29 protein-coding genes and 4 tRNA genes are annotated in these 26,583 nt (G+C 72.8%); 24 read left to right on the top strand and 9 right to left on the bottom strand.

Annotated features, from left to right (window positions below):
* Window position 1 precedes the first annotated feature (1 nt).
* From FHX39_RS18150 to FHX39_RS18130, 5 genes are all read left to right on the top strand, one after another.
* Window positions 2-1,924 (top strand): DUF7507 domain-containing protein, encoded by a 1,923-nt coding sequence (locus FHX39_RS18150; protein ID WP_183341821.1) that lies wholly within the window; start codon window positions 2-4, stop codon window positions 1,922-1,924.
* 190 nt (window positions 1,925-2,114) lie between these two features.
* Complete coding sequence (locus tag FHX39_RS18145; RefSeq protein WP_183341818.1) at window positions 2,115-4,064, top strand: DUF7507 domain-containing protein; 1,950 nt, start codon at window positions 2,115-2,117, stop codon at window positions 4,062-4,064.
* A 42-nt stretch (window positions 4,065-4,106) separates the two neighbouring features.
* Window positions 4,107-4,520, top strand: a complete 414-nt coding sequence (locus tag FHX39_RS18140) for an NADH-quinone oxidoreductase subunit B (protein WP_183341816.1) — start codon at window positions 4,107-4,109, stop codon at window positions 4,518-4,520.
* The gene (locus FHX39_RS18135; RefSeq protein WP_183341814.1) at window positions 4,517-5,098 is read left to right on the top strand and encodes an NADH-quinone oxidoreductase subunit C; all 582 of its coding nucleotides are present in this window, start codon (window positions 4,517-4,519) and stop codon (window positions 5,096-5,098) included. Before FHX39_RS18140 ends, FHX39_RS18135 begins: the two co-directional genes overlap by 4 nt.
* A complete protein-coding gene (locus FHX39_RS18130; RefSeq protein ID WP_183341812.1) occupies window positions 5,095-5,418 on the top strand; it encodes a 4Fe-4S binding protein in 324 nt (107 codons plus the stop codon). Before FHX39_RS18135 ends, FHX39_RS18130 begins: the two co-directional genes overlap by 4 nt.
* Before the next feature lie 37 nt (window positions 5,419-5,455).
* Here the strand turns inward: FHX39_RS18130 and FHX39_RS18125 are convergent, their stop codons facing one another.
* Genes FHX39_RS18125 through FHX39_RS18105 form a run of 5 tightly spaced genes read right to left on the bottom strand, consistent with a single transcriptional unit; the run spans window position 5,456 to window position 8,524 of the window.
* Window positions 5,456-5,905, bottom strand: a complete 450-nt coding sequence (locus FHX39_RS18125; protein ID WP_183341810.1) for a hypothetical protein — start codon at window positions 5,903-5,905, stop codon at window positions 5,456-5,458.
* A gap of 45 nt (window positions 5,906-5,950) precedes the next feature.
* Complete coding sequence (locus tag FHX39_RS18120) at window positions 5,951-6,358, bottom strand: VOC family protein (RefSeq protein WP_183341808.1); 408 nt, start codon at window positions 6,356-6,358, stop codon at window positions 5,951-5,953.
* 4 nt (window positions 6,359-6,362) lie between these two features.
* Window positions 6,363-7,424: an alpha-hydroxy acid oxidase gene (locus FHX39_RS18115; RefSeq protein ID WP_332836967.1), complete on the bottom strand. Its 1,062-nt coding sequence runs from the start codon at window positions 7,422-7,424 to the stop codon at window positions 6,363-6,365.
* Window positions 7,425-7,438: 14 nt separating this feature from the next.
* Window positions 7,439-8,005: a hypothetical protein gene (locus FHX39_RS18110; protein WP_183341806.1), complete on the bottom strand. Its 567-nt coding sequence runs from the start codon at window positions 8,003-8,005 to the stop codon at window positions 7,439-7,441.
* 27 nt (window positions 8,006-8,032) lie between these two features.
* A complete protein-coding gene (locus FHX39_RS18105; RefSeq protein ID WP_183341804.1) occupies window positions 8,033-8,524 on the bottom strand; it encodes a YajQ family cyclic di-GMP-binding protein in 492 nt (163 codons plus the stop codon).
* Window positions 8,525-8,646: 122 nt separating this feature from the next.
* Between FHX39_RS18105 and FHX39_RS18100 the strand changes: the two genes are divergently transcribed.
* Window positions 8,647-8,728: transfer RNA gene (locus FHX39_RS18100), tRNA-Tyr, on the top strand.
* Window positions 8,729-8,988: 260 nt separating this feature from the next.
* On the opposite strand, the gene FHX39_RS18095 is transcribed toward FHX39_RS18100, so the two are convergent.
* Entirely contained in the window at window positions 8,989-9,720 is a 732-nt protein-coding gene (locus FHX39_RS18095) for a dienelactone hydrolase family protein (RefSeq protein WP_183341802.1), read from the bottom strand.
* A gap of 113 nt (window positions 9,721-9,833) precedes the next feature.
* Here FHX39_RS18095 and FHX39_RS18090 point away from each other — a divergent pair.
* The 8 genes from FHX39_RS18090 (at window position 9,834) to treZ (ending at window position 14,980) form a co-directional block, all read left to right on the top strand.
* Window positions 9,834-9,906, top strand: a tRNA-Thr gene (locus tag FHX39_RS18090).
* A gap of 86 nt (window positions 9,907-9,992) precedes the next feature.
* A tRNA-Met gene (locus tag FHX39_RS18085) sits at window positions 9,993-10,065 on the top strand.
* A 94-nt stretch (window positions 10,066-10,159) separates the two neighbouring features.
* On the top strand, window positions 10,160-10,327 hold the full coding sequence (rpmG, locus tag FHX39_RS18080; protein ID WP_183341800.1) for a 50S ribosomal protein L33: 168 nt from the start codon (window positions 10,160-10,162) through the stop codon (window positions 10,325-10,327).
* A gap of 25 nt (window positions 10,328-10,352) precedes the next feature.
* The gene (locus FHX39_RS18075) at window positions 10,353-11,120 is read left to right on the top strand and encodes a sirohydrochlorin chelatase (RefSeq protein WP_183341798.1); all 768 of its coding nucleotides are present in this window, start codon (window positions 10,353-10,355) and stop codon (window positions 11,118-11,120) included.
* A gap of 5 nt (window positions 11,121-11,125) precedes the next feature.
* Window positions 11,126-11,548, top strand: a complete 423-nt coding sequence (locus FHX39_RS18070) for an FAS1-like dehydratase domain-containing protein (RefSeq protein ID WP_183341796.1) — start codon at window positions 11,126-11,128, stop codon at window positions 11,546-11,548.
* Window positions 11,545-11,964 (top strand): MaoC/PaaZ C-terminal domain-containing protein, encoded by a 420-nt coding sequence (locus tag FHX39_RS18065; RefSeq protein ID WP_332836966.1) that lies wholly within the window; start codon window positions 11,545-11,547, stop codon window positions 11,962-11,964. The genes FHX39_RS18070 and FHX39_RS18065 overlap by 4 nt, the downstream gene beginning before the upstream one ends.
* Window positions 11,961-13,022: a UDP-N-acetylmuramate dehydrogenase gene (locus FHX39_RS18060; RefSeq protein ID WP_332836965.1), complete on the top strand. Its 1,062-nt coding sequence runs from the start codon at window positions 11,961-11,963 to the stop codon at window positions 13,020-13,022. The genes FHX39_RS18065 and FHX39_RS18060 overlap by 4 nt, the downstream gene beginning before the upstream one ends.
* 137 nt (window positions 13,023-13,159) lie before the next feature.
* A complete protein-coding gene (gene treZ, locus FHX39_RS18055; RefSeq protein ID WP_332836964.1) occupies window positions 13,160-14,980 on the top strand; it encodes a malto-oligosyltrehalose trehalohydrolase in 1,821 nt (606 codons plus the stop codon).
* A 184-nt stretch (window positions 14,981-15,164) separates the two neighbouring features.
* Here treZ and FHX39_RS18050 read toward each other — a convergent pair whose 3' ends face one another.
* Entirely contained in the window at window positions 15,165-16,763 is a 1,599-nt protein-coding gene (locus tag FHX39_RS18050) for a long-chain-fatty-acid--CoA ligase (protein WP_332836963.1), read from the bottom strand.
* Window positions 16,764-16,813: 50 nt separating this feature from the next.
* On the opposite strand from FHX39_RS18050, the gene FHX39_RS18045 reads away from it, so the two are divergent.
* From FHX39_RS18045 to FHX39_RS18010, 8 genes are all read left to right on the top strand, one after another.
* The gene (locus FHX39_RS18045) at window positions 16,814-18,085 is read left to right on the top strand and encodes an aminotransferase class I/II-fold pyridoxal phosphate-dependent enzyme (RefSeq protein WP_183341794.1); all 1,272 of its coding nucleotides are present in this window, start codon (window positions 16,814-16,816) and stop codon (window positions 18,083-18,085) included.
* A gap of 267 nt (window positions 18,086-18,352) precedes the next feature.
* A tRNA-Trp gene (locus FHX39_RS18040) sits at window positions 18,353-18,425 on the top strand.
* 50 nt (window positions 18,426-18,475) lie between these two features.
* Window positions 18,476-18,907, top strand: a complete 432-nt coding sequence (secE, locus tag FHX39_RS18035; RefSeq protein WP_183341792.1) for a preprotein translocase subunit SecE — start codon at window positions 18,476-18,478, stop codon at window positions 18,905-18,907.
* Between the two features lie 145 nt (window positions 18,908-19,052).
* Complete coding sequence (gene nusG / locus FHX39_RS18030; protein ID WP_332836975.1) at window positions 19,053-19,835, top strand: transcription termination/antitermination protein NusG; 783 nt, start codon at window positions 19,053-19,055, stop codon at window positions 19,833-19,835.
* 76 nt (window positions 19,836-19,911) lie between these two features.
* Window positions 19,912-20,343: a 50S ribosomal protein L11 gene (gene rplK / locus FHX39_RS18025; protein ID WP_183341788.1), complete on the top strand. Its 432-nt coding sequence runs from the start codon at window positions 19,912-19,914 to the stop codon at window positions 20,341-20,343.
* Between the two features lie 134 nt (window positions 20,344-20,477).
* Window positions 20,478-21,182, top strand: coding sequence for a 50S ribosomal protein L1 (gene rplA, locus FHX39_RS18020; RefSeq protein ID WP_183341786.1), 705 nt, complete (start codon window positions 20,478-20,480; stop codon window positions 21,180-21,182).
* A 42-nt stretch (window positions 21,183-21,224) separates the two neighbouring features.
* Window positions 21,225-22,037 carry a hypothetical protein gene (locus FHX39_RS18015; protein ID WP_183341784.1) on the top strand — a complete coding sequence of 271 codons (813 nt, stop codon included), beginning with the start codon at window positions 21,225-21,227 and terminating at the stop codon, window positions 22,035-22,037.
* A 46-nt stretch (window positions 22,038-22,083) separates the two neighbouring features.
* On the top strand, window positions 22,084-23,517 hold the full coding sequence (locus tag FHX39_RS18010; protein ID WP_183341781.1) for an MFS transporter: 1,434 nt from the start codon (window positions 22,084-22,086) through the stop codon (window positions 23,515-23,517).
* Here FHX39_RS18010 and FHX39_RS18005 read toward each other — a convergent pair.
* Together FHX39_RS18005 and FHX39_RS18000 are read right to left on the bottom strand one after the other, a co-directional pair.
* Entirely contained in the window at window positions 23,475-23,996 is a 522-nt protein-coding gene (locus FHX39_RS18005; RefSeq protein ID WP_332836962.1) for a GNAT family N-acetyltransferase, read from the bottom strand. The two genes, FHX39_RS18010 and FHX39_RS18005, sit on opposite strands and share 43 nt — an antisense overlap.
* Window positions 23,997-24,055: 59 nt before the next feature.
* Window positions 24,056-24,997, bottom strand: a complete 942-nt coding sequence (locus tag FHX39_RS18000; protein WP_183341779.1) for a C40 family peptidase — start codon at window positions 24,995-24,997, stop codon at window positions 24,056-24,058.
* Between the two features lie 409 nt (window positions 24,998-25,406).
* Here FHX39_RS18000 and rplJ point away from each other — a divergent pair, with 409 nt between their 5' ends.
* Window positions 25,407-26,084, top strand: coding sequence for a 50S ribosomal protein L10 (gene rplJ, locus FHX39_RS17995; protein ID WP_183341778.1), 678 nt, complete (start codon window positions 25,407-25,409; stop codon window positions 26,082-26,084).
* Between the two features lie 15 nt (window positions 26,085-26,099).
* On the top strand, window positions 26,100-26,489 hold the full coding sequence (rplL, locus tag FHX39_RS17990; RefSeq protein WP_183341776.1) for a 50S ribosomal protein L7/L12: 390 nt from the start codon (window positions 26,100-26,102) through the stop codon (window positions 26,487-26,489).
* Window positions 26,490-26,583 lie beyond the last annotated feature (94 nt).

The raw sequence follows: 26,583 nt of genomic DNA, 5'->3' as shown, positions 1-26,583 counted from the left end.
CATGTCCGCACTCGCCGGCACGCCCGTGCGACGTCGCGCCCGGCGGCGCCTCCTCGGGGCGCTGACCGCCCTCGCGATCGTCCTCGCCCTCCAGCTCGGCCGGCCGCCGGCCGCCTCCGCGGCGGAGACGGGGCCGACCGCCGTCGACGACTCCGCCGTCCTGGCGCTCGGCAGCCCTCAGATCGTCCTACCCGGTTCGCACGACGACGTCGCGGGCTCGGCGTTCATCCAGCCCAGCCTGACGGCCTTCCCCACCGACCAGCTCGCGTCGCTGCCTCCGGGCAGCTCCGTCACCTACTACCGGATCGTGGACGCCGGCTTCGGTACCTGGTCGATCGGCGACGCCGACGGGCGGATCACCTTCCGCCCGACCGGGGTGACGGGGACCCGGACGGTGCGCTACCGCGTCGTGGACGGCAACGAGCGGACCGACGAGGGGACCGCGACCGTGACGGTGTCGGCGGTGGCCGGAGCCCGCAGCGACGTCGTCGCCACCGTCGAGGGCGCGTCGGCCACGGTCGACGTGCTGGCCAACGACGTCCCCAGCCGCGACGCCGACGGGTCGCCCGGAGCGGTCGACCGCACGTCGGTCCGCTGGCTGGAGTCGGAGACCTCGCCCGGCATCGTGTCCCGCGACGGCCTCGTCGTGACCGTCCCCGGGGTCGGCGTCTTCACCATCGGCGCGACGACCGGGCTGGTCACCTTCGTGCCCGAGGCCGGCTACGTCACGCCGGACGACGGCACCCTCACGTACACCGCTCAGGACACGACCAGGGCGTCAGACGCCAGGGTGGTGCACCACGAGATCAGCTCCACGGTCCGCTGGCGGGTGACCACGGCGGCGCGGGTGGCGGTCGCCGAGAAGGCGGGCCCGGACCTCTTCTTCCACGTCGGGGACCTGCTGACCTTCACCACCACGATCACCAACGCCGGGACGAGCCCGCTCGCGGGACTGAGGCTGACGCACAGCTTCGGCAGCCGGCTGTCGGCGGACGCGTGCGCGCCCGTGGCCCTCGGGGGGACCCTGCCCGCCGGGTCCTCCACCACCTGCACAACGACCACCCGGGCGAAGCAGGGCGACATCGACTCCGAGGAGGCCCGGGTGAGCGACGTGGTCGTCGCGACCGGGACCAGCAGGGCGGGCGGCAGCCCCGTCACGGTCCGCGCGCAGAACGGCGCGTTCACGGCGACGCGCATCACGCAGCGCCTGACGATGACGGCGACCACGAACCGGACGTCGGTCTCGGCGGCCGGCCAGCAGCTCGCGTACGCCCTCGTCGTCCGCAACAACGGCAACCGCAGCGTCCGCGACCTGGTCGTCAGCTCGTCGACGGCCGACGTGCCGGCGCTGGTGTGCGCGCCGGTGCCCCTGGGCGGGACGCTCGGCGACAACCGGACGACGACCTGCCGCGCGACCCGGACCGTCCGGGCCACCGACCTGCAGTACGCCGGCCTGGACGCGGTCGTCAAGGTGAGGGCCGTGCCGGTGTCCGGTGCCCACCGCACGGCGGTCAGCACCGGTCTCGTCGTGCGCACGCCGGTCGACTCGCGAGGCGTCACGGTGTCGCCGGTGCCGCCCGCGCCCGCTCCCACCGCGGCTCCGGACACCGTGAGCACCACCGTCGGGCAGCCCGTCGTCGTGGACGTCCTGGCCGACGACCGGCCGGGCTCGCCGGACGTGCCGCTGGTCGGGTCGAGCGTGCGGCTCCGGACCACGACGGCGCTGCCCCCCGGCTCCGTCCTCTACGGGGACGCCAAGACCCTCACGGTGCCCGGGCGGGGCGTGCTCCTCGTCTCCGGTACCGGGCAGATCACCTTCGTGCCGCTCGGGGCGTCTACCGGCCCGGTGCCCACGATCGGGTACCAGGTGGCCGACGCGGGCGGGAGGACCGCGCGTTCGACGCTCGACGTGACGGTCCGGTAGCCGCTGGGCGACGACAGCTGAACGGCGGTCGAGCTCCATGGCGTGCCTAGCGGGATCGGGTGGTCCTGTCGTGCTCGACCGAGTCTTGGCAGGGCCCCGGAACGTCCCTAGAGTCAGGCCTGGCCGGACCCGAGGTCCCCGACGCCCGTCGGGTGCCGGTGGCGGGTCGGCGTCGTCCGGAGGTGGCTCCATGCAGCACGTCGACCCCCGCCCCGTCCGGGCCACCACCTCGTCTCGGAGCGCGGGTGGGGTTCCCGGTCGCACGGGCCTGCTGCTCCTGGCGGCGCTGCTCGCCCTCGCCGTCGTGCTCGGGCTCCAGGTCGCCCATCCGTCGTCGGCGGCCGCGGCGAGCGGCCCGACCGTGGTGGACGGCGGCGGCACCGTCTCGGTCAGCACCTACGAGGTGCTGCTGCCCGGTGCCCGCGACGACGTCGCCGGTTCGTCGGCGATCAAGTTCGGGCTGACGGCGTTCACCGCCGCCCAGCCCGCCCCGCTCCCGGCGGGGAGCTCCGTGTCCGAGAAGGTGCTCTTCGACTCCGGGTTCGGCACCTGGAAGATCGCCGGGGACGGTCGGATGACGTTCGACACCGCCGGGGTGACCGGGACCCGGTCGGTGCGCTACCGGATCACCGACGCCGCCGGCCTGACCGCCGAGGGGCTGCAGACCGTGGTGGTGACCGCCGGCGCCGGCGACGACCGCTTCGAGACGACCCAGGGTCGGAGCCTGACCCTCGACCTGCTCGCGAACGACAAGCCGGGCCGCAACGCCGACGGGTCCCTCGGGACGCTCGACCGCTCGTCGCTCCGGTTCCGGGCCGCGCAGGGCGCGCCGGTGACCGTGTCCTCGGACGGCCTCGTGCTCACCTTTCCGAAGATCGGGGTCTTCACGATCGACCCGAGGACCCGGCTGGCGACCTTCGCCCCCGACGTCGCGTACGTGACGATCAACGACAGCTATGCGCTCTACTACACCGCGCAGGACACGACGCGGACCGCGAGCGGGGCCACCGAGCACCACGTGATCACCGGGCAGGTCCGCTGGACCGTCACCGCCGACCGGTTGGCCGTGAGCGAGCGGGTCAGCCCGGACCTCTTCTTCCACGTGGGCGACACGATCACCTGGACGACCACGATCACCAACGCCGGGACCACCCCGGTCGCCGGGCTCGCGCTCACGCACTCGCTGGGGGCCCGGATCCTCACCCAGACGTGCACGCCGGTGGCGCTGGGCAGCGCGCTTCCCCCCGGGTCGTCGACGACCTGCACCGCGACCTCGCGGGCCAACCAGCGTGACCTCGACGCCGAGGCGGCCACGATCTCCGACACCGTCGTCGCGACCGGGACCACGACGCAGGGGGGGCAGTCGCTCCCGCTGCGGGCCCATAGCGGCAGCTCCACGGCGAGCCGCATCACCCAGGGGCTGACGGTCACCGGCACGGCGAGCCCGGCCACGGTCACGACGGTCGGGCAGCGGGTCGACTACACCTTCGCCGTCCGCAACCGGGGCAACCGCAGCGTCAAGGACCTGGTCGTCGGCTCCAGCTCGCCGGGCGTCTCGGCGCTGGTCTGCGCGCCGGTCGCACTGGGCGGAACCCTCGGGGACAACCGGACGACGACCTGCACCGCGAGCCGCATCGTGACCGCCGCCGACCTCGGCGCCACCTCGCTGACCGCGACGGCCAAGGGCACGGCCGTACCCGTGTCGGGCTTCCACGCGACCGCCGCGAACGGGGCGACCACGGTCACGGTGCCGGTCGAGGTGGGGAGCCCGCCGGTCGTCCCCGCGCCCGTGCCCGGGCCGGGCCCCACGGCGAACGCCGACACGGCGAGCACGTCGGCCGGCGGGCCGGTGGTCGTCGACGTGCTGACCAATGACCGCCCGGGTGGCCCCGGTGCGCCCCTGGTCGCCTCGAGCGTCCGGCTCCGGACCAGTGCGGCGCTGCCGGCCGGTTCGGCGCTGTACGGGGACGCCAAGACCCTGAAGGTCGCCGGTCGCGGCGTGTTCCTCGTGTCGGGCACCGGTCAGATCACGTTCGTGCCGCTCGGGGCGGCGACGGGCCCGGTCCCGATGGTCGGCTACCAGGTCGCCGACGCGAACGGCGCCACCGCCCGCGCGACGCTGGCGGTCACGGTCGGCTGACGGCGGCCACGACCGGCGGCCGCGTCCGCGTACGGTGAGCGCGTGCGCTGGGTCGACTGGTACGGGGACGGCTCGCTCCACGTCCTCGACGTGGCGCTGGCCTGCTGCTCGCTCGAGTTCGACGCCGCGGCCGGCGCGCGCTCGGGTGCCGCGGTCGAGCCGCCGGTCGACGGACGGACCGCCGTCGTCGTCTCCGGAACCGTCACCGACCGGCTCGCCCCCGCCGTCGCGTCGATGATCGACGCCGTACGGGCGCGGCAGTCCGTGCCCCCGGTCGTCGTCGCGTACGGGGTGTGCGCGTGCTCGGGCGGGCCGTACTGGGACTCGTACGCCGTGACCAAGGGCGTCGACACACTCGTGCCGGTCGACGTCTACGTCCCCGGCTGCCCCCCGACGCCGGCCGCGCTGCGGGAGGTCGTCGACGCCGTGGCGGCGCAGGGCGGGACGCGCGCATGAGAGAGGTCCCGGCCGACACCTGGCACGACGCCGTCGTCGCCGTGCGGGCCGACGGCTACGACTGGTTCGACTGGCTCGGGTGCACCGACGAGATCGGCGTCTCCGACGAGCTCCGCGTCGTCCTGTCGCTGCGCCGGCTCGACGAACCGGGGGCGCCCGAGCTGCTGCTGGCCTGCCGGGTGCCGCGCTCCGCAGCGCGGTTGGCGAGCGTGCGCGACGTGTTCGCCGGCGCGGCCTGGCACGAGCGCGAGGCGGCGGAGGAGTTCGGGGTCGAGTTCGTGGGCGGCGACCGCCGGCGGCTGCTGCTCGACGTCGGGTCGGCCCCGGCGCCGCTGCGCAAGGACGAGGTCCTCGCGGCCCGGACCGCGGAGCCGTGGCCGGGTGCGAAGGAGCCGGGGGAGAGCGACGCCGGTGCCGGGACGGCCGGGGCCGCGTCGCCGAGCCGACGCCGGATGGTTCCGCCGGGGGTGCCCGCCCCCGAGGTGTGGGGCGACCGCGACCCGCAGGCCCCGGCCCCCGACCCGGCCGAGGTCGCCGCTGCCGTCACCGGCGGCCGTGTGCGTCGGCGCGCGCGATGAGCCCGACCGAGGCCGGGGCGCACGGGCGGATCCGGCTCATCGAGCCGGCGTGCACCTCCTGCATGCTCTGCGTCCGCGAGTGCCCCGTCTGGTGCATCACGCTCGACTCCCACACCGAGCCCGACCCGGACGTGGCGCCGGGGGCCCGCGTACGGCTGGTCAACGTGCTCGACCGCTTCGTCATCGACTGGAACCTCTGCATGTACTGCGGCATCTGCGTCGACGAGTGCCCCTTCGACGCGCTCGCGTGGGACACCGCCCACCCCGCCGCCGGGACGGCGGCCACCGACCTCCGTCACGGCATTGACGAGCTGGCCTGAACGACCCCTGACCCGGTCGACGGGTTCGGGGGCGAGGTCAGCGGGTCGCGAGCAGCGTGGCGAGGCCCAGGTAGACGACGACGGCCACGAGAGGGACGAGGGCGGCCGCCAACACGATCGAGGGCGGACGGTCCTCACGGCGCAGGAGCGCCGCGCTGCCCATGGCCGCGGCGACGGCGAGGAGCCCGCCCAGGGCGCCGCCGAGGCCGACGCCGACGACGAGGAGCACGAGGTAGCCGACCCGGACCCAGCCCGGCAGCGGGCGTCCAAGGAGCTGGTCGTTGTCGCCCACGCGGAGCCGCGGACCGAACTGACGCCAGTCGAAGGTCGTCGACACCGACTGGACGGCGCCACGCCGGTCGCGCAGCTGGTAATGCCCGAGCTCGTTCTTGGGCAGCTCGCGGCCGGCGACGGTGATCAGGGGCCGGCGCGACCACAGGCGCGAGACCTCGAGCTCGGTCCCGTCCACCCGCGTCGTCATGGCCACAGACGGAAGGCTAGGCGATCAGGTGGGGCGTCGACCTCGCCGTCCTCAGTGCACGAGGTGCGCGTACGGGTCCGGCCGGTCGAGCTCGCTACGGAGCACGCAGAGCTCGTTGCCCTCGGGGTCGGCCAGCGTGATCCAGCCGCTGCCGTCCTCGCGCCGGTGGTCACCGACCTGGGTCGCGCCCAGCGCGACCAGCCGCTCGACCTCGGCCTCGCGCGACACGTCGGTCGGGACGAGGTCGAGGTGCAGGCGGTTCTTGACCACCTTGTCGTCCCCCACCTCGATGAACAGCAGCCGCTGCCGGCCGTCGGGGGCGAAGATCATGCACTCCTCGTGGCCGGGGAGGTTCGGGTCCTCGGGGTCCTCCGACCAGCCCAGCGCCTCGGCCCACCAGTGGGCCTGGGCGTTCGCGTCGTGGGCGTCGAACGTGAGGTGGCTGATCCGCAGGGCCATGGCGTCAGACCACCAGGTCCGGACCGAGCTCGTCCAGGGAGCCGGCGCCGAGCGAGCGCAGGACGCGTTCGAGCTGGGTGTCGATGCTGCCCAGGAGCTCTTCGACGCCGGCGTCGCCGCCCGTCGCCAGCGCCCACATGACCGGGCGTCCCAGAAACACGGCCCGCGCGCCCAGGCACAGCGCGGCCGCCACGTGCTCGGGCGTGCGCAGGCCGCTGTCGACGTACACCTCGGCGCGGTCGCCGACCGCGGCGGCGACCTCGGGCAGGGCGTCGGCCGAGACGATCGACTGGGTGAGGCAGCGGCCGCCGTGCGTCGAGACGATCACCCCGGCGGCGCCCGTGTCCACGCACCGCACCGCGTCGTCGGCGCGCAGGACCCCCTTGACCACGACCGGCAGGCCGGTCAGGTCGTGGAGCCAGCCGATGTCGTCGACGGAGAGGTTCCGGGTGCCGGAGAAGATCGGGCGCCCGGTGTCGCCGCCCGGCAGGTTCGCCTGCATGCCGTAGCGCTCGGGCCAGGAACGGGGCTCGAGCTGCGGACGGCGCGGGTCCACGCCGGGTGTGTCGACGGTCAGCACGAGCGCGGTCGCGCCCTCGGCCGCCGCCCGCTGCACGAGGTCGGCGGTCATCGCGCGGTCGTCCATCACGTAGACCTGGAACCACCACGGCGCCCCGACGGCGCCGATGTCGGCGAACCGCACCCCCGTGTTCGTGGAGACGCCGAGCAGGACGCCCCGCCGGCGCACGGCGCGTGCGGTCGCGACCTCGCCCTCGGGGTGGGCCGCCCGCTGCTGCGCCATGGGGGCCACCAGCACCGGGCTGGCCACCGGGGTGCCGAGGACGGTCGTGGCCAGGCTGAGCCGGCTCGTGTCCCGGAGCACGTGCGGCCGGAACCGCAGCTGCGACCACCGCTCGGCCTCGGTCGGGATCCCGTACGCGCCGGTCGGGCCACGGAAGTAGCCGACGACGTGCTCGGGCAGCACCCGGGCCGCGGCCGCCTCGAGCTCGTCCACGTCGGGGTAGGGCAGGTCGGTGGGGCGGTCGCCGTCTGCCGGCACGTCCACGCCCGTCGGTCCGGTCAGGCGCGTGCGTCCTGGTCGGGGTCGACGGCGGCGTCCAGCGCCTCCCGGTCGACCGAGCCGTCCCCGAGCGCGTCGCCGATCGATTCGGTCAGCGGCTGGTCGTACGGGTCGACGTCCTTCTCCACGACCGGCTCGACGGTCGGCTCAGCGGAGGTGCTGATGGCCGGCTCCGACAGGTCGGTGTCGGTCTCCTCGGCGTCCAGCTCGACCGGGTCCAGCTCAGCGGCCGCCGGGGGCACGACGTCGGAGGCGGTCACCTCGTCGTCCAGCTCGTCGTCCAGGGGGCCGTCCGACGACTCCGCGTCCAGCGAGGTCTCGTCGGTCTCCTCGGTGACGTCGTCCTCCGCGGTGACGTAGCCGGGCTGCGTGGCGTCGGTGCTCGAGCTGTCGGGACCGACGTCGGAGCTCTCGGTCAGGGGCGAGGTCTCGTCGTCGTCCTGGCCGAAGCGCTCCTTGGCGTCGTCCAGGAGGTCACCGGCCTTGTCCTTGACGTCGTCGAACCCCTCCTTGGCCTTGTCGCCCAGCTTCTCGAGGTTGTTCTTGAGGTCGTCGAGGATGCCCATGGTCGCTCCAGTGCTCGTCGTACGCGGTCAGCGGTAGTTGGTGAACTGCACGGCGAAGTCGTAGTCGGCGCCCTTGACCAGGTTCTGCGCGGCCTGCAGGTCGTCGCGGCTCTTGCTGCTCACGCGCAGCTCCTCGCCCTGGATCTGGGTCTTGACGGTCTTGGGACCCTCGTCGCGGATCAGCTTGGCGACCTTCTTGGCGTTCTCGGTGCTGATGCCCTCGGTCGTCGTGGCGGTGATCTTGTAGATCTTGCCGGAGGACCGGGGCTCGCCGGCGTCGAGCGACTTGAGGCTGACGCCGCGACGGACGAGCTTGGACTCGAACACGTCCAGCACCGCCTTCACGCGTTCCTCCGAGACGGCCTCCATCTCGATCGACTCGCCCGACCAGACGATCGACGCCTCGGTGTTCTTGAAGTCGAAGCGTTGCCGGATCTCCTTGGCCGCCTGGTTGAGGGCGTTGTCGACCTCTTGACGGTCGACCTTGCTGACGATGTCGAACGAGCTCTCCGAAGCCACGCCCCCATCCTGCCGCACCCGTCCGCGCGCGGGTCGGGGCCCCGTACGGACCGCCGTCCGATCCCGTTCGGCGGCGGGCGTCCGGCACGGTATGGTTCATCTCCGCCGGGCTCGCCCGGCATGGCAGGTTGCCCGAGTGGCCAAAGGGAGCAGACTGTAAATCTGCCGGCATCGCCTACGTTGGTTCGAACCCAACACCTGCCACACAGCACCACCCCCGTCAGGACGAAGCGCTCGACGCGGCCTGGGTCGCGAGAGCGGTCCAGCAGCCGGATCGGGCGCTTCTCTGCTTCCTCGACACCGCGTGCGGATTCCTCATGACGACGAGGCGTACTTTCCCTCGTCGCGCGCACCGTGCAGGGTGCGCGCGACGGAGGAAGTGACGCCTCGCGACCTGCGGCCCGTGCCAGCACCGCGTGGACCCTCGGAGCGACGTCAGGACCGCGTGGACCCTCGGAGCGACGTCAGGAACGCCCGCGGAGGAACGAGACCGCCTCGGCGAGCGCCCGGTCGGTGAGCTCGGGGTCGTGCCGGGGGCCGACGTCGCGCATGAAGGCGTGCTCGCCGCCTTGGAAGACGTGCAGCTCGAGGTCCTCGTGCCCCGCCGCGTACAGGGCCTCGACCGTCCGCAGCCGGGCGGTCGCCGGGACGTGCGGGTCCGCGCTGCCGAAGATCACCATCAGCCGCCCCTCGATCTCGGCGGCCCGGTCCAGGGAGTCGGCGACGTCGGCGCCGAGCGAGCCGTCGTGCAGCCCGGTGGGGTAGAAGCAGACCGTCGCGGATACCCGCGGGTCGAACGCGGCCCGGAAGGCGAGGTGCCCGCCGAGGCAGAACCCCGCCGCGACGATCGTGTCGAGGTCCTCGCGATCGGCGAGGTGGGCCAGGACCGCGGCGCGGTCGGCGTCGAACTCCGCGGTCCTCGTGTGCGCCGCCCCGGCGAGGCCGGCGGCCTTGCCGGCGTCGTCGAACTCCAGGGCCACCCCGGCGAGCTCGCGCGGGTAGATCTCCGGCAGGTAGACCACGAAGCCCTCCGCCGCCAGGCGGCGTGCGGTCCGCAGCGTCGACTCCGTGATCTGGAAGATGTCGGTGTAGTAGACGACGCCGCACCGGGCCGGTGGCCCGACCGGCTCGACGACCACCGCCTGGATCTCGACTCCCGCTCCCGGGATCGTCACGCGCCGCTCCGTGGTCTTCACGCGCACACGATAGGGCGGGTCACGGTCCGCGGAACCTTTCGGTTCGCCTCGGACCCGTCCGCCCGTGTATCTTTGTGCGCCGGTGCAGGCCCCTCGGGGCCGAGCTCCGGAAGGCCCCTATAGCTCAGTAGGTAGAGCGTCTCCATGGTAAGGAGAAGGTCTGCGGTTCGAATCCGCATGGGGGCTCGGTCTCATGGCTCCAGCGCGTGCGCTGGCGGAACACCTGCCGTCACGTGGGCGTTGTCCGGCCGGGTCACCCGGTGGTCGACCACGGCGGGATAGCTCAGGTGGTAGAGCAAGCGGCTCATAATCGCTGTGTCGCGGGTTCAAGTCCCGCTCCCGCTACGCGTACGACCCGCACGACCCGCCTCGCGAGAGGCGGCCAGGGCTCGGGCATCACCCAGTCGGTCCGAGCACCCCATCAGGAAGAAGCACCACCATGGCCAAGTCCTCGGACGTCCGACCGAAGATCACGCTCGCCTGCACGGAGTGCAAGGAGCGGAACTACATCACCAAGAAGAACCGGCGCAACGACCCCGACCGGCTCGAGCTGAAGAAGTTCTGCCCGCGCGACCGTCGCCACACCATCCACCGCGAGACCCGCTGACCTCACGTCTGACCAGGGTCAGCCCATGACGTACCCGTACGAGCCGTCCGCACCCGCGGGCGGCTCGTCCGTTTCCGGAGCCCATCCGGCCGGCGTCCCGGTCATCGGCCTGGCGCACGGCAGCCGCCACCCGCGCGGCGCCGACGCGATCGAGGCGCTGATGATCGCCGTGGGAGCCGCGGCCGGCGTCCCCGCGCACGCCGCCTACCTCGACCTGGCGCAGCCCGACCTCGCGGCCGTGGTCGAGCAGCTCGCCGCCGAGGGCCACCGACGCGCCGTCGTCGTCCCGCTCCTCTTCACCGCCGCGTTCCACGCGACCGTCGACGTCCCCGACGCCGTGACCGAGGCCGCGGAGGCCCACGGCGTCGAGCTCGTCGTGTCCGACATCCTGGGCACCGGCGACGACATCGCGGCCGTCCTGCGTGGCGCGCTCGACGGAGCCGGGGTCAGCGGCGACGACGACGCCCTGCTCTTCGCCGTCGGCTCCTCGAGGCCCGAGGCCAACGCGGCCGTTGCTGATCTGGCCGCCCGGCTGGCCGACGGACGTCGTGGTGACGTCCGCGCCGCCTTCGGAACCTGCGCCCCGCGGGTCGCCGACGTGCTCGAGGACCTCACCGCGCCGGTCGCGCTCTGGCCGCTCTTCCTCGCCGACGGGCTCCTGCTCGACCCGCTGCGCCGGCTGGCCGACGAACGCGGCTGGACCCTGGTCGAGCCGCTGGGCGCCCAGGCCGCGCCGCTCGTGCTGGCGCGCTACGCCGCCGCCCGGGACCGTCAGCCCGGCGTCCTAGTCTGACGACCGTGCCCATCACCCCCGACCACGCCGGCAGGACGTACGAGCCGACGCCCGCGTACGAGGTCACCCGCGGCAAGGTCGCAGAGTTCGCGGCCGCGCTCGGCACGCCGCTGGTCGAGGGGAACGGTCCGGTCGTGGCCCCTCCGACCTTCGGCGCCGTCGTCACCGGCCCGGCGTGGGACGTCCTCTTCACCGACCCCGAGCTCGGGCTGCAGCTCCGCCGGGTCGTCCACGCCGACCAGCAGTTCCGCTACCACCGACCGCTCGAGCCCGGCGACGTCGTCACCGCCACGCTGAGCATCGCCAAGGTGCGTGTGCGCGGCGCGACCGAGATCATCACGACGTCGGTCGACGTCCGCGACGCCGTCGAGCAGACCGTCCTCGTGGCGGACGCCACGTTCGTGCACAGCCGCGAGGCGGCGGCGTGAGCGGCCCCGTCGTCGAGGTGGGCGCGGCCCTGCCCCCGCTCACCCTCCACGTCACCCGCGAGACGCTCGTCCGCTACGCCGGCGCGTCGGGCGACTTCAACCCGATCCACTTCTCCGACCACGCCGCGACGGACCTCGGGCTCCCCGGGGTGATCGCCCACGGGATGCTGACGATGGGCCTGGCCGTCCGGGCGGTCACCGACTGGGCCGGCCCCGGCGCCCGCCTCGTCTCGTACGGCGTGCGGTTCACCAGGCCCGTCCCGGTGCCCGACGACGGCGTCGGCGCCGAGCTGCTCGTCGCCGCGACCGTGACGGCGGTCGACGCCGAGACCGTGACCGTGACGCTCGACGCGACCTGCGACGGCGAGAAGGTGCTGGGCGCCGCCCGGGTCGTCCTGGCCGGAGGACCCGCGTGAGCGCGGCGGTGCTGGGCGGCCTCGTGGCCCGTCACGACGAGCCGCTGGCCGCGCACACCACGCTGCGGGTCGGGGGACCGGCCCGCGACCTCGTCGAGGTGACCTCCGAGCGCGAGCTCGTCGAGGTCGTCCGCGCCCTCGACGCCGCGGGCGAGCCGGTGCTCGTGCTCGGCGGCGGCTCGAACGTGCTGGTGGGGGACGCGGGCTTCGACGGGACCGTCGTGCTCGTGGCGACCCGCGGAGTCGACCAGGACGTCGCGTCCTGCTCCGGCGCCGTGGTGTCCGTCGCGGCCGGCGAGCCCTGGGACCCGTTCGTCGCCCTCACCGTGGCGAACGGCTGGAGTGGCCTGGAGGCCCTGTCGGGCATCCCCGGCTCCGTCGGCGCGAGCCCGATCCAGAACGTCGGGGCGTACGGCGCGGAGGTCGGTCAGCTCATCACCACCGTCCGGACGCTCGACCGCAGCACCGGGAAGGTCCGGACGCTCTTCGCCGTGGAGTGCGGCTTCGGCTACCGGACCTCCGTGCTCAAGCGGGACCCGGGCCGCTACGTCGTGCTGGACGTGACGTTCCAGCTCAAGCTCGGCTCGCTCTCGGCGCCCGTCCGCTACGCCGAGCTCGCCCGCGTGCTCGGCGTCGAGGTCGGGGTCCGCGCGCCCGCCGCCGAGGTCCGCGAGGCGGTGCTGTCGCTGCGCCGCTCGAAGGGCATGGTCCTCGACGACGCCGACCCCGACACCTGGAGCGCCGGCTCGTTCTTCACCAACCCGGTGCTCGACCCGACCGGGGCCCAGGCCCTGCCCGCCGACGCTCCCCGTTACCCCCAGCCCGACGGGCGGGTGAAGACGAGCGCGGCCTGGCTGATCGAGCACGCCGGCTTCGGCCGCGGGTGGGGCGACGGTCCCGCGCGCGTCTCGACGAAGCACACGCTGGCCCTGACCAACCGGGGCACGGCACGCTCGGCCGACGTCGTCGCGCTGGCCCGCGCCGTGCGCGACGGGGTCGGGCGGACCTTCGGCATCACCCTCGAGCCCGAGCCCGTGCTCGTCGGCTGCACGCTCTGACGCTCGGACGTCCGGCCCCGCAGCCCTCGGGCCCGACAAGACCCGCCCCCACGGCGGCGTGATCCCCGCTAATCTCAGCGCCGTCATCGCCGCCGCCTGACCAGCCACGAACTTTTCCTGACCAGGAGCAACGCGCCGTGAGCATCCCTCAGTTCGCCGTCTGGGCCCCCGTGCCCAGCGCGGTGACCCTGCACATCCGCCCCGTGGGCGGCACCGCCACCACCGTGCCGATGGTGCGCGACGCCGAGGGCTGGTGGACCGTGGACGGACCGCTGCCCGCCGGCCACTCGGGCCAGCCCGGCGTGGGCGAGTTCGACTACGGCTACGAGCTCGACGGCTCCGGTGAGGTCCGTCCCGACCCGCGCTCGCGCCGCCAGCCCGACGGCGTGCACGGCTGGTCGCGGACGTACGACCCCTTCGCCTTCGCGTGGACCGACCAGCGCTGGACCGGTCGGCAGCTGCCCGGCGGCGTGATCTACGAGATGCACGTCGGCACCTTCACCGAGGCCGGGACCCTCGAGGCCGCGATCGAGCGGCTCGACCACCTGGTCGAGCTCGGGGTCGACTTCGTCGAGATCATGCCGGTCAACGACTTCAACGGCATCTGGAACTGGGGCTACGACGGCGTCCTCTGGTTCGCGGTGCACGAGGCGTACGGCGGTCCCGAGGGCTACCAGCGCTTCGTCGACGCCTGCCACGCCCGCGACCTCGGGGTCATCCAGGACGTCGTCTACAACCACATGGGCCCGAGCGGGAACTACCTGCCCGAGTTCGGCCCGTACCTCAACGCCGGCGGCACCAACACCTGGGGCGAGTCCCCGAACCTCGACGGCGAGGACTCCGACGAGGTCCGCGCGTACATCGTCGACAACGTCCACCAGTGGCTGCGCGACTACCACGTCGACGGTCTGCGGCTCGACGCCGTGCACGCGCTGCACGACACCCGCGCGACCCACATCCTCGAGGAGATGGCGATCGAGGCCGAGGTGCTGAGCGCCTTCGTCGGCCGTCCCCTCACCCTGATCGCCGAGTCCGACCTCAACGACCCGCGCCTGATCACCTCCCGCGAGGGCGGCGGCTACGGGCTGACCGGGCAGTGGAGCGACGACTTCCACCACGCCCTGTACGTGAGCCTGACCGGGGACACGAGCGGCTACTACGCCGACTTCGACTCCCTCGAGGCCCTCGGCAAGGTCACCGAGGCGGGCTTCTTCCACACGGGCACGCGCAGCACGTTCCGCGGTCGCAGCCACGGCAGCCCCATCGACACCCTCCGGACGCCGACCTGGCGCCTGGTCGTCTGCTCCGACAACCACGACCAGATCGGCAACCGGGCGACGGGGGAGCGGCTCTCCTCCCGGCTGTCCGGCGACCAGCTCGCGATCGCCGCGGTCGTCACCCTGCTCAGCCCGTTCACGCCGATGATCTTCATGGGCGAGGAGTGGGGCGCGAGCACGCCGTGGCGCTTCTTCACCGCGCACCCCGAGCCCGAGCTCGCCGAGGCGGTCCGGGAGGGGCGCAAGGAAGAGTTCAAGGCGATGGACTGGGACCCGGCCAACGTCTCCGACCCCCAGGACCCCGCCACCTTCACCTCCTCCAAGCTCGACTGGGCCGAGCCCGAGCAGGCGGCGCACGCCGAGCTGCTGGCGCTCTACCGCCGGCTGCTGGAGATCCGCCGCTCGCTCCCGGCCTTCACTGACCCGCGCTTCGACGCGGGCCACGCGCGTTCCGACGACGACGAGCACTGGCTGGTGCTGACCCGCGACGACGCCGCCATCGTGGTCAACTTCGGGTCCGAGCCGGCCGAGGTGCACCTCGAGCAGGCCGCCACGACCACGCTCCTGCAGGTCGGCCAGGTCGAGGTCGACGGGACGACGGTCCGCCTCGGTCCGACGAGCGCGCTCGTGACCCAGGTCGAGCTCCCGAACCTGCCGACCTCGTTCACGCCCGGCGGCTGAGCGCTCTCGAGAGGCGCCCGACGCTTCCCGGCAGCGCCCCCTGAGCTTGTCGAAGGGCCTCGCGCAGGTTGGCTTCTCCGGCGTGATGCTGCGGGACACGGCGGACGGAGCCGACCCGTTCCGGGCCCTTCGACAGGCTCAGGGAGCGTGACGAAGGCTCGGAGAGCGTTCTCGCGAGCGCGGCTCAGCCCCGCAGGTGGATCTCGCGCTTGAGGATCTTGCCGGTCGGGCCCTTGGGCACGGGGCCGAAGCGGATCACGCGGGGGTACTTGAACGCGGCCACGCGCTCGGCGACGAAGTCGCGCAGCTCGTCCTCGCCGACCTCGGCGCCCTCGCGCAGCTGGACGAGCGCGCCGACCTCCTCGCCGCGGAGCGGGTCGGGCATGCCGACGACCGCCGCCTCCGCCACGGCCGGGTGCGCGTACAGCACCTCCTCGACCTCGCGGGGGTAGACGTTGAAGCCGTTGCGGATGATCAGGTCCTTGACCCGGTCGACGATGAAGTAGAAGCCGTCGGCGTCGCGGCGGGCCAGGTCGCCGGTGTGGAACCAGCCGCCCCGCACCGCCTCGGCCGTGGCCTCGGGGTTGGCCCAGTAGCCGAGCATGACGTTCTCGCCGCGGACCAGGATCTCCCCGATCGCGTCCGGGTCGTCCCCGTCGAGCAGGTCGACCGACGCGTCGGGACTGTCCGCCTCGTCCTCCTGCGGAGGCCGGCCGAGCGCGAGCTCCACGCCGCGGATGGCGACGCCGACCGAGCCCGCCCGGCTGGGCCGGTCCGGGTGGTTGAAGGACGCCACGGGCGAGGTCTCCGAGAGCCCGTAGCCCTCGAGCACCCGGAGGCCGAAGGTCTCCTCGGCCCCGCGCAGGACCTCGACGGGCAGCGAGGAGCCGCCGGACACCGCGAACCGGACCGTCGCGGCCTGGCCCGCCAACGCCGGGTCGGCCTGCGCGGCGGCCAGCAGGGCCATGTACATGGTCGGCACGCCGAGGAACACGGTCACGCCGTCCCGGGCCACGGTCGCGAGCGCCTCGCGCGGGGCGAACCGCGGCAGCAGGGTCAGGCAGGAGCCGCCGGCGACGGAGGCGTTCAGCGCGCAGGTCTGGCCAAAGGAGTGGAAGAGCGGCAGCCCGCCGAAGAGCACGTCGTCCGGACCGTTCAGGAAGAGGGTCTCGACGCAGGCCAGCGTGTTGGAGCGCAGGTTGGCGAAGCTGAGCTCGGCCCCCTTGGGCCGGCCCGTCGTGCCCGACGTGTAGAGGATGACGGCGGTGTCGGTGGGCTCGCGCTCGACGACGGCGAGCGCGCTCCCGTCAGTCGGGTCAGCTGGCTCGTCGGGCGCCCCGAGGTCGTCCGGCCCGACGACGACGACCCGCGTGCCCGTCGTCTCCGCCGCCGTGCGTGCCGTCTCGGCGAACAGCGCGAACACGACCGCCACGCGCGCCCCGCAGTCCGACCACGTGTACGCGACCTCGCCCGCCTTGAGCAGCGGGTTCATCGGCACCACGACCGCGCCGGCGCGGAGGATGGCGTAGTAGGCGACAGGGAAGGCGAGGACGTTGGGCACGATCATGGCGACCCGGTCCCCCGGGGCGACGCCCAGGCCCCGGAGCTGGTCGGCGAAGGCGGCCGACGCGGCGTCCAGCCCCGCGTAGGTCAGCTCGACGTCGCCCTGCCGGACCGCCACCTTGTCCGGGCTGCTCGTCGCGCGGTCGTGCACCCAGTGGGCCAGGTTGACCTGACCCCCCGTCGCGCCGCTGGTCTTGGTGGGCCCCGACGTCGCAGTCACGGGCCAAGAATGGCAGGGGTGCCGCCGTCGTCGGTCGATAGGCTGGCGCCATGCGTCTCGCCGACCTGTCCCACGACGACCTGCTCGCCCTGCACGCGGAGCAGACGACCGCGTACGAGGCCCTGGTCGCCCAGGGGCTGAAGCTCGACCTCACCCGCGGTAAGCCCTCGGCCGCGCAGCTCGACCTGTCGAACGAGCTGCTCAGCCTCCCGGGTGCCGGCCGCTACACCGACGCCTCGGGCGTCGACTGCCGCAACTACGGCGGGACCCAGGGGCTGGTCGAGGTCCGTGAGATCTTCGCGCCGCTGCTCGGCATCCCGGTCGCCCAGCTCGTCGCGGGGGACAACGCGAGCCTGTCGATCATGCACGACACCCTGGTCTTCAGCCTGCTGCTCGGCACGACCGACGGCCCGCGCTGGGTCGACGGACCGGCGAAGTTCCTGTGCCCCGTGCCCGGCTACGACCGGCACTTCGCGCTCTGCGAGGCCTACGGCATCGAGATGGTCCCGGTCGAGCTCGGCCCGGACGGCCCCGACCTCGACGAGGTCCGCCGCCTCGTCGCCGACGACCCGAGCATCAAGGGCATGTGGGTCGTGCCGACCTACGCCAACCCCGACGGCGCCGTCTACTCCGAGGCGGTCACCCGGGCGCTGGTCGAGATGCCGACCGCGGCGCCCGACTTCCGGATCTTCTGGGACAACGCGTACGCCGTCCACCACCTCACCGACGACGAGCGTCCCGCGGTCGACGTGCTCGGCCTCGCCGCGGCCGCCGGGCACCCCGACCGGGTGTTCGTCTTCGCCTCGAGCTCCAAGATCACCTTCGCCGGTGCGGGTGTCTCGTTCTTCGGCAGCAGCCCCGCGAACGTGGCCTGGTACCTCGGCCACCTGAGCAAGCGGACCATCGGCCCGGACAAGGTCAACCACCTGCGGCACGCGCTCTTCCTGCGCGACGCCGAGGGGGTGCGCGAGCTGATGCGCGCGCACCGCGCGATCCTGCGGCCGAAGTTCGACCAGGTCGAGGAGATCCTGGCCAAGCGGCTCGGCGAGCTGGACCTCGCGACCTGGACCGACCCCGAGGGCGGCTACTTCATCAGCCTCGACGTGCCGGACGGCACCGCCAGCCGGGTCGTCGCCCTGGCCAAGGGCGCGGGCATCGCCATGACCGGGGCGGGCGCCGCGTTCCCGTACGGCCGCGACCCCCGAGACCGGAACATCCGCATCGCGCCCTCCATGCCGACCCCGGACGACGTCGCCGCCGCGATCGACGGGCTCGCCACCTGCGTGCTCCTCGCCGCCGCGGAGCAGCGCCTCGCGGTCTGAGTCCGCCCGTCCCGCTCGTCTCGTGCGCGGGCCGTCGGCTCCCCGACGAGACCACCGCCGGTCCGCGCGCCGGTGCCTGGACGACCGGACGCGCAGGACACGCTCTTCGTCCTGCGCGGGAGGGAGGAAGGCATCGGGTCAGAGCGCGGGCCGCGTCCGAGCGGAGCGAGGACAGACGAAAGGTGCACTACACTCGACTTTTGGTGGCAGGACCCCTGCTCCGCTGTGCCCGGGATCCGGGCGCGGTGGCGTGGAGCCGGTCACCGGAGGGCAATAGCTCAACTGGCAGAGCATCGGTCTCCAAAACCGAAGGTTGGGGGTTCAAGTCCCTCTTGCCCTGCAGGACGCGGAACGAGACCGGGAGGACACGTGGCAGACAAGGACGAGGCAGTGCCCTCTGGGCCTTCGTCGGACGCCGAAGACCTGCCTCCCGAGCTCGCCGAGGCTGACGCCGACGACGCGTCGGACGAGGCCCGCACCGAGCCCGACGACCTCGACGCGGCTCCGGCCGAGCTCGAGACGGCTGGCGTCGGAGCAGCCGCGACCGGCACCGGCGCGACCCTCCCCGAGAAGCGCAAGGCCGGCACCTCCCCCAAGGGGACGCCCACGGCCAAGCGTGACGTCGAGGAGACGGAGAAGCGCACCACGCCCGTCGCCTTCGTGCAGCAGTCCGTCGGCGAGCTCCGCAAGGTCGTCTACCCGACCGGGCAGCAGCTCGGCAACTACTTCGTGGTCGTGCTGGTCTTCGTGCTGTTCATCATCGCGCTCGTGAGCCTGCTCGACCTGGGCATCGGCAAGCTGGTCTTCGCGATCTTCAGCTGAGCCCCACCCCTTGACCTCGATAGACCTGGAGAACCCTGACGTGCCCGACACCTTCGACGACGACTCACGCCCTCAGGCGGAGTCGGCGGAAGGCTCTGCCCCCACCACCGAGGCGAGCTCCGGCTCGAACGACGTCGACTTCGACATCGACCTCGACTTCGGCGGCTCGAGCACCGCTGCTGCCACCAACGACGACATCGACCTCGACTTCGCCGGCGGCACCGCCCCGGCCGAGCCCGAGACCGACGACATCGACCTGAACTTCGGCGCGGCGGACGAGGCCGACGACGAGGAGGAGGCGGCCGACGGCGAGGAGGACCTCGGCGCGGTCGCGCTGGAGTCGTTCCGCGGCGAGCTCCGCGCGAAGTTCGGCGACTGGTACGTCATCCACACCTACTCCGGCATGGAGAACCGTGTGCAGCAGAACCTCGAGAACCGCGTGTCCTCCCTCAACATGGAGGACTACATCTTCGAGATCGTGGTCCCCACCGAAGAGGTCACCGAGATCCGCAACGGCCAGCGCAAGCAGGTCCGCCGCACGGTGCTCCCCGGCTACGTGCTCGTCCGCATGGACCTCACCGACGAGTCCTGGTCGACGGTCCGGCACACGCCGTCCGTCACCGGCTTCGTCGGCCACTCGAACTCGCCGGTCCCGCTGAGCCTCGACGAGGTGGAGAAGATGCTGGCCCCGGCCGTCATCGCCGCCGCGACCGCCGGCTCGGACACGCCGTCGAAGCGCAAGAAGAAGGTCGAGGTCGCCGACTTCGAGGTCGGGGACTCGGTCATGGTCGTCGACGGCCCGTTCGCGGGCGTGCACGCCACCATCACGGAGATCAACGTCAACAACCAGCGCCTCAAGGCGCTGGTCGAGATCCTCGGTCGCGAGACCCCGGTCGACCTGACCTTCCCCCAGATCCAGAAGACCTAGCCCGACCCGGTCTTCCACCGCGTCCGGAGCCAGCCGAAGGACGTCGCACCAACCCACAACGAAGGACCACACCGCAATGCCTCCCAAGAAGAAGGTCGCCGCGCTCGTCAAGGTCGCGCTCAACGCCGGCTCCGCGACGCCCGCCCCGCCCGTCGGTACCGCTCTCGGTCCGCACGGCGTGAACATCATGGAGTTCGTCAAGGCGTACAACGCCGCGACGGAAGCCCAGCGTGGCACCGTGATCCCGGTCGAGATCACGATCTACGAGGACCGCTCGTTCACGTTCATCACGAAGACCCCGCCGGCCGCCGAGCTGATCAAGAAGGCCGCCGGCATCGCCAAGGGGTCGGGCGTCCCGCAGACCACCAAGGTCGGCAAGCTCACCCGCAACCAGGTGCGCGAGATCGCCGAGACGAAGCTCCCGGACCTGAACGCGAACGACGTCGACGCCGCGATGAAGATCGTCGAGGGCACCGCCCGTTCCATGGGCGTCACCGTCGACAAGTAGCACCACTGAAAGTGGTCGCCTGTACCCCGTCCTGAGCCTCAGAACGGCGCCGGATCGACCACTTTCTGCACTGACCCAAGAAGGACGTGGGGGAGTCGCGCGGCTCTGACCACAACTGGTGAAAGGAACCAGACATGAAGCGCAGCAAGGCTTACAACGAGGTCGCCGAGAAGGTCGACGCCGACAAGCTCTACGGGCCCGTCGAGGCGCTGGAGTTCACGAAGGCGAACGCCAAGGCGAAGTTCGACGAGACGGTCGACGTGTCGATGCGGCTGGGCATCGACACCCGCAAGGCGGACCAGATGGTGCGCGGCACCGTCAACCTGCCGAACGGCACCGGCAAGACCGCCAAGGTCCTCGTCTTCGCGACGGGTGACCGGGCGCAGCAGGCGCTCGACGCCGGCGCCGACGAGGTCGGCTCGGACGAGCTGATCGCCAAGGTCGCCGGTGGCTACCTGGACTTCGACGCGGTCGTCGCCACGCCGGACCTCATGGGCAAGGTCGGCCGGCTGGGCCGCGTCCTCGGCCCGCGCGGTCTGATGCCGAACCCGAAGACGGGCACCGTGACCGTCGACGTGGCCAAGGCCGTGACCGACATCAAGGGCGGCAAGATCGAGTTCCGGGCCGACCGGCACTCGAACCTGCACTTCATCATCGGCAAGGCCTCCTTCTCCCAGGAGCAGCTGCAGGAGAACTACTTCGCCGCGCTCGACGAGGTGCTCCGGCTCAAGCCGAGCGCGTCCAAGGGCCGCTACATCCGCAAGATCACCTTCTCGACCACGATGGGCCCGGGCGTCCCGGTCGACCCGGCCAAGGTCAAGGTGGACGGCGAGCAGTAGCCCTCGGCTCCTCCGCATCATCTCCACGTCGAAGGCCGCACCTTGCTCGCACTGAGCTGGGTCGCGGCCTTCGTCGCGCTCCTGGGGTACGGGGTCGGCTCGGTCCTGCAGTCCGTCGGGGCCCGGCAGACCGCCGAGGTCACCGGCCTGGGCGGGGTCACCCGGATCCTGCGGCAGCTGCCGTACCTGCTCGGCCTCGGGCTGGACGGGGTCGCGTTCCTCGCGAACGTCGTCGCCCTGCAGCGCCTCCCGCTGTTCCTGGTCCAGTCGATCCTCGTCGGCAGCGTCGGCGTGACGGCCGTGATCGCCGCCTTCCGCGGGCAGCGGCTGGGCGGCAAGGACTGGGCCTCGCTCGGCGCGCTCGGCGCCGGGCTGGTCCTCCTCTGCGTCACGGCCGACCCGCGACCGGCGGCTCCGCTGGCCCTGCCGGGCCAGTGGGTCCTGCTGGGCGCCACCGTCGTCCCGGTCGCCCTGGGTCTCGTCGGCCTCCGCCTGCGGGGTCGTCCCGCCGCCGCGGTGCTCGCCGCCGCGGCGGGTCTGGCCTGGACCGGCGTCGCGCTCGCCTCCCGGGCGTTCTCGGCCGAGCCGTTGACCTGGGCCGCCCTGGCCCACCCGCTGGTGTGGACGGTCGTCGTGCAGGGGGTGCTCGGCACGGTCTTCTTCGCGCTGGCGCTGCAGCGCGGCGACGTCACCACCGTCACCGCGGTGACCTTCATGCTCGAGCTCCTCGTCCCGTCGCTGCTGGGCCTGTGGCTGTTCGGCGACGGCGTGCTGCCCGGCCTGGGTCCGGTGGCCGTGCTGGGTTTCGTCCTCGCCGTCGGCGGTACGGTCTCCCTCGTCCGGTTCGCCGAGTAGCGCAGCTCAGCCGAGCGGCGCGCGGAGCGGCCAGAGAGGTGACCTCGTGGCCCCGTCCGTGCGGCTCGGAACGGCCCAGGGACGCTGGGTGCTCGCCGCGACGATCGCGGGGTCGGGCATGGCCTTCCTCGACTCCACGGTCGTCAACGTGGCCCTGGCACAGATCGGCGACGACTTCGACGCGGGCTTCACCGCCCTGCAGTGGATCACCAACGCGTACACGCTGACGCTGGCCGCCTTGATCCTGCTGGGCGGCGTCCTCGGCGACCGGCTCGGCCGGCGTCGGGTCTTCCTGGTCGGGGTGGTGTGGTTCGCCGTCGCCTCCGCGCTGTGCGCGCTCAGCCCGTCGACCGAGGTGCTGATCGCGGCGCGGGCGCTGCAGGGCATCGGCGGCGCGCTGCTGACCCCCGGCAGCCTGTCCATCATCTCGTCGGTCTTCGCGTCGGAGGACCAGCCGCGCGCCGTGGGGACGTGGGCCGGGCTGAGCGGGCTGTCGGGCGCGGTCGGACCGTTCCTGGGGGGCTGGCTGGTGGCGGTGGACTGGCGGCTGGTGTTCCTCGTGAACCTGCCGATCGCCGCGGTGGTCCTCTACGGCACGCTCCGGCACGTCCCGGAGTCGCGGGACACCCGCGACGCGGTCAAGAGGCTGGACCTCGTCGGGACGCTCGCGATCGTCGCCTCGCTGACCGGTCTCACCTGGTCGCTGACCGAGGCGGGTGCGCGCGGCTGGACGTGGCCGGTCGTGCTCGCCGGGGTGGGCGGGGTCGCCGCCGGCGTCGTGTTCGTGGTGGTCGAGCAGCGCAGCAGCCACCCGCTCGTCCCGCTCGAGATCTTCAAGAACCGCGTGTTCTCCGCGACCAACGTCGCCACGTTCTTCGTCTACGGCGCCCTCGGCGTCTACGGCTTCCTGGTGATCCTGCAGCTGCAGGTGGTGGCCGGGTGGTCCCCGCTGGCGGCCGGGACGGCGATGCTGCCGGCGACGGTGCTCATGCTCCTGCTGTCCTCGCGGGTCGGCGGTCTGGCCTCGCGAACCGGACCCCGCGTGCTCATGACCGCGGGCATCCTGCTGGCGGCCGCGTCGTTCGCGCTGGCCACGCGGATCGGGCCGGACGCGCGCTGGCTCACCGACGTCGCCCCGTCGGCGGTCCTGCTCGGGCTCGGGATGTCGCTGACGGTCGCCCCGCTGACCGCGACCGTGCTCGCCGCCGCGCCCGAGCAGCTGTCCGGCGCGGCCTCCGGGGTGAACAACGCCGTCGCGCGCACCGCCGGACTCCTCGCGGTCGCCGTCGTGCCGTCCCTGGCCGGGCTGTCGAAGGCGACCACCAGCGACCCGTCCGCCCTGCAGCAGGGCTTCCCGACGGCCATGCTGATCGGGGCCGGTGCCGTGCTCGTCGGCGCGGTCGTCAGCTGGTTCGGGCTCGGGCGGGAAGCCCGGGTTCAGCGGGCGAGCGACTCCAGCGCCGAGCCGGTCAACCGGTAGGTCGTCCAGTCGTCCATCGGCGTCGCCCCGATCCGGCGGTAGAAGCCGATGGCGGGTTCGTTCCAGTTCAGGACCGCCCACTCGACGCGGGCGTAGCCACGGTCGCGGGCGATGCGGGCCAGCTCGGTCAGGAGGGCCCGTCCGGCCCCGGTCCCGCGCCTGTCGGCCTTGACGTAGAGGTCCTCCAGGTAGATCCCGTGCACGCCCTCCCAGGTGGAGAAGCTCAGGAACCACAGGGCGAAGCCGACCGCCTCGCCGTCCACCTCGGCCACCAGCAGGTACGCCGCCGGGCTCCCGTCGGGCGCCGCTCCGGTGAAGACCGCGCGGTGCAGCTGCTCCGCGGTGAGATGCACCTGGTCGGCGGCCCGCTCGTACGCGGCCAGCTCCCGCACCATCTCCACGACCGCCGCTACGTGGGACTCCCGACCGGGGCGGACGGTAACGGTCGGGCGGGGGACGGCGGCGTCGGAGGTGCTCACGCCGCTACTCTGCCGGATGTTCGCGGACGCCTCAGGGCACGTACGGCTGCCGCCCGACCTCAGCCGGGGCGGCGGGCGCCCTTCCACGGCATGGACGAGACCTTGATGTAGGTGACCGTCTTGCCGGGCTTCGGCGCGTGGATGATCTGGCCGTCACCGGCGTAGATGCCGACGTGGGACGGACCGTCGTAGAAGAAGACGAGGTCGCCGGGCTGCAGGTCGGCCTTCTTGACCTTCTTGCCGATCTTGTACTGGGCAGCAGAGTTGTGCGGCAGCGTGACCCCTGCCTCGGCCCACGCCTTCATCGTGAGGCCCGAGCAGTCCCACTTGTCGGGCCCGGCGGCGGCGTACTTGTACTTCTCGCCGAGCTGCTCCTTGGCGAAGGCCAGAGCGGTCTCGCCCGGGGAGGTCGGCGCCGGAGCCGGGACCGGGACGGGGACAGGGACGCCACCGCCCGAGCCGGCCTGGCCGCCCGCCTGCAGCGCCGCCCACTCGGCGGCGGAGACGGTGCCCGTGACCGCGAGCCCGACCTTCGCCTGCAGGTCCTTCACCGCCGCGCGCGTGAGGTCGCCGTAGAGCGTGGTGCCCGGCAGCTCGGCGTGACCGAGCGCCCGCAGCGACAGCTGCAGGCGCCGGACGCTCGCGCCCGTGTCGCCGTGCTCCAGCGCCGGGGTCGAGCCCTGGGCGATCAGCGCGGCCCAGGTGGAACCGTTCGTCTGGCCCGTGGCCTTGATCGCGTGCTTCTTCTGGAACGCCTTGAGCTTCTTCGCGTCCGTCGCCGAGAACGAGCTGTTCTGGCTCGTCGCGTAGCCGGCCTGGTGCAGGAGGCACTCGACCGCGCGGGCCTTGCTGCCCGTCTTGCCCACCTTGACGGTCGCGTAGGTGTCGAACTTCGTCGTGCACCCGGCGGCCGAGGCGGGCGCGGCGGTGCCGACCAGAGCCCCGAGCGACACGGCCGCCACAGCGGTTCCGACTGCCACTCGCGTGAGCAGAGATCTCATCCTTCACTCCTTCATCAAGCCGACAGGCCGGGACGTTATCAACTTGAGACACGGCTGTGAAGAGCCCGAGAAGAGATCACGGCGTCGTGATCAAGTCGACACGCCGTGGTCATCGCTGAGAACTTGCTCGGTGTGACACGTTCCGGGGTGCGGATTTGGGTGCGCGCTCGGCGCCCGGGTACGGTGGGCTCACCGAAGACCGCTGGTCGGCTGCCCCTCGTGGGCGCCCGAAGATCCCGTGACACGGGGACCCGCGCAGGTGAGTTCGACCAGCTGGCCCGAGCAGGACGCACGTCTGTGTGCCGCTCGCCTCCCGCTCTCGTGCTTCCCGCGCGTGTCCCTCCCGCCGCTGGGTCGGGTCCTTCGGAAGCGCTACGTCCGTAGCGCGCTCACGAAGTAGAGGAGACCCATGGCGAGGCCTGACAAGGCAGCCGCGGTCGCCGAGCTCACGGAGAAGTTCCAGGGCTCGTCCGGCGCCGTGCTGACCGAGTACCGCGGGCTCACCGTGAAGGCGCTGAAGGACCTGCGCCGTTCGCTCGGTGACGACGCGACCTACGCCGTGTCGAAGAACACGCTCACCACGATCGCCGCGCGGCAGGCAGGGGTCCCCGGCGTCGAGCCGCTCCTCAGCGGGCCGACCGCGATCGCCTTCATCGAGGGCGACGCCGTCGCCGTCGCGAAGGGCCTGCGTGACTTCGCACGGGCCAACCCGCTCCTGATCATCAAGGGCGGCGTCCTGGACGGCAAGGCCATGTCGGCGGACGAGTTCCGCCAGCTGGCCGACCTGGAGTCCCGCGAGGTGCTCCTGGCCAAGGCCGTCGGTGCCATGCAGGGAGTCCTGCAGAACGCCGTCAGCCTGGTCGCCGCGCCGCTCGCCCAGACGGCCCGCCTGCTGGCCGCGCTGGAGCAGGCCGCCACCGAGGACCCGGCGCTCATCGCCGGGGCCGGCACGCCTGCGCCGAGCACCGATCCGGAGCCCGACACGATCGAGGCCGCACCCGCGGCCGACGACACCGCAGCAGCCGCTGCACCCCTGGCGGACGACTCCGCCGAGACCACGGCAGCCCCGGCTGCGGACGAAAACTAAGGAAGGACTGCCACCATGGCGAAGCTCAGCACCTCCGAGCTCCTGGACGCGTTCAAGGAGCTCACCCTGATCGAGCTCAGCGAGTTCGTGAAGGAGTTCGAGACCACGTTCAACGTCACCGCGGCGGCCCCGGTCGCTGCGGCGGCCCCGGCCGGTGCCGGCGGCGGCGCCGCTGTCGAGGAGGAGGAGGCCTCTGACGAGGTCGACGTCATCCTCGAGGCGGCCGGCGACAAGAAGATCCAGGTCATCAAGGAGGTGCGGACGCTCACCAGCCTGGGCCTCAAGGAGGCCAAGGACCTGGTCGAGGCCGCGCCGAAGGCCGTCCTGGAGAAGGTCACCAAGGAGACCGCGGACAAGGCCAAGGCTGCCCTCGAGGCTGCCGGCGCCACCGTCTCCTACAAGTGATCTGATCCCCGGCCCTGCCGGGGAGCTCAGCGCACGCGCACCGAGGCCCGGTCCCTCCACCCGGAGGGGCCGGGCCTCGGCGCGTCCGGAGCGG

It is taken from the genome of Microlunatus antarcticus, from assembly GCF_014193425.1.
GTDB classification, from domain to species: Bacteria; Actinomycetota; Actinomycetes; order Propionibacteriales; family Propionibacteriaceae; genus Microlunatus; species Microlunatus antarcticus.
The sequence above is the reverse complement of the archived record's forward strand: the minus strand, read 5'-3'. Positions and strand labels throughout refer to the sequence as shown.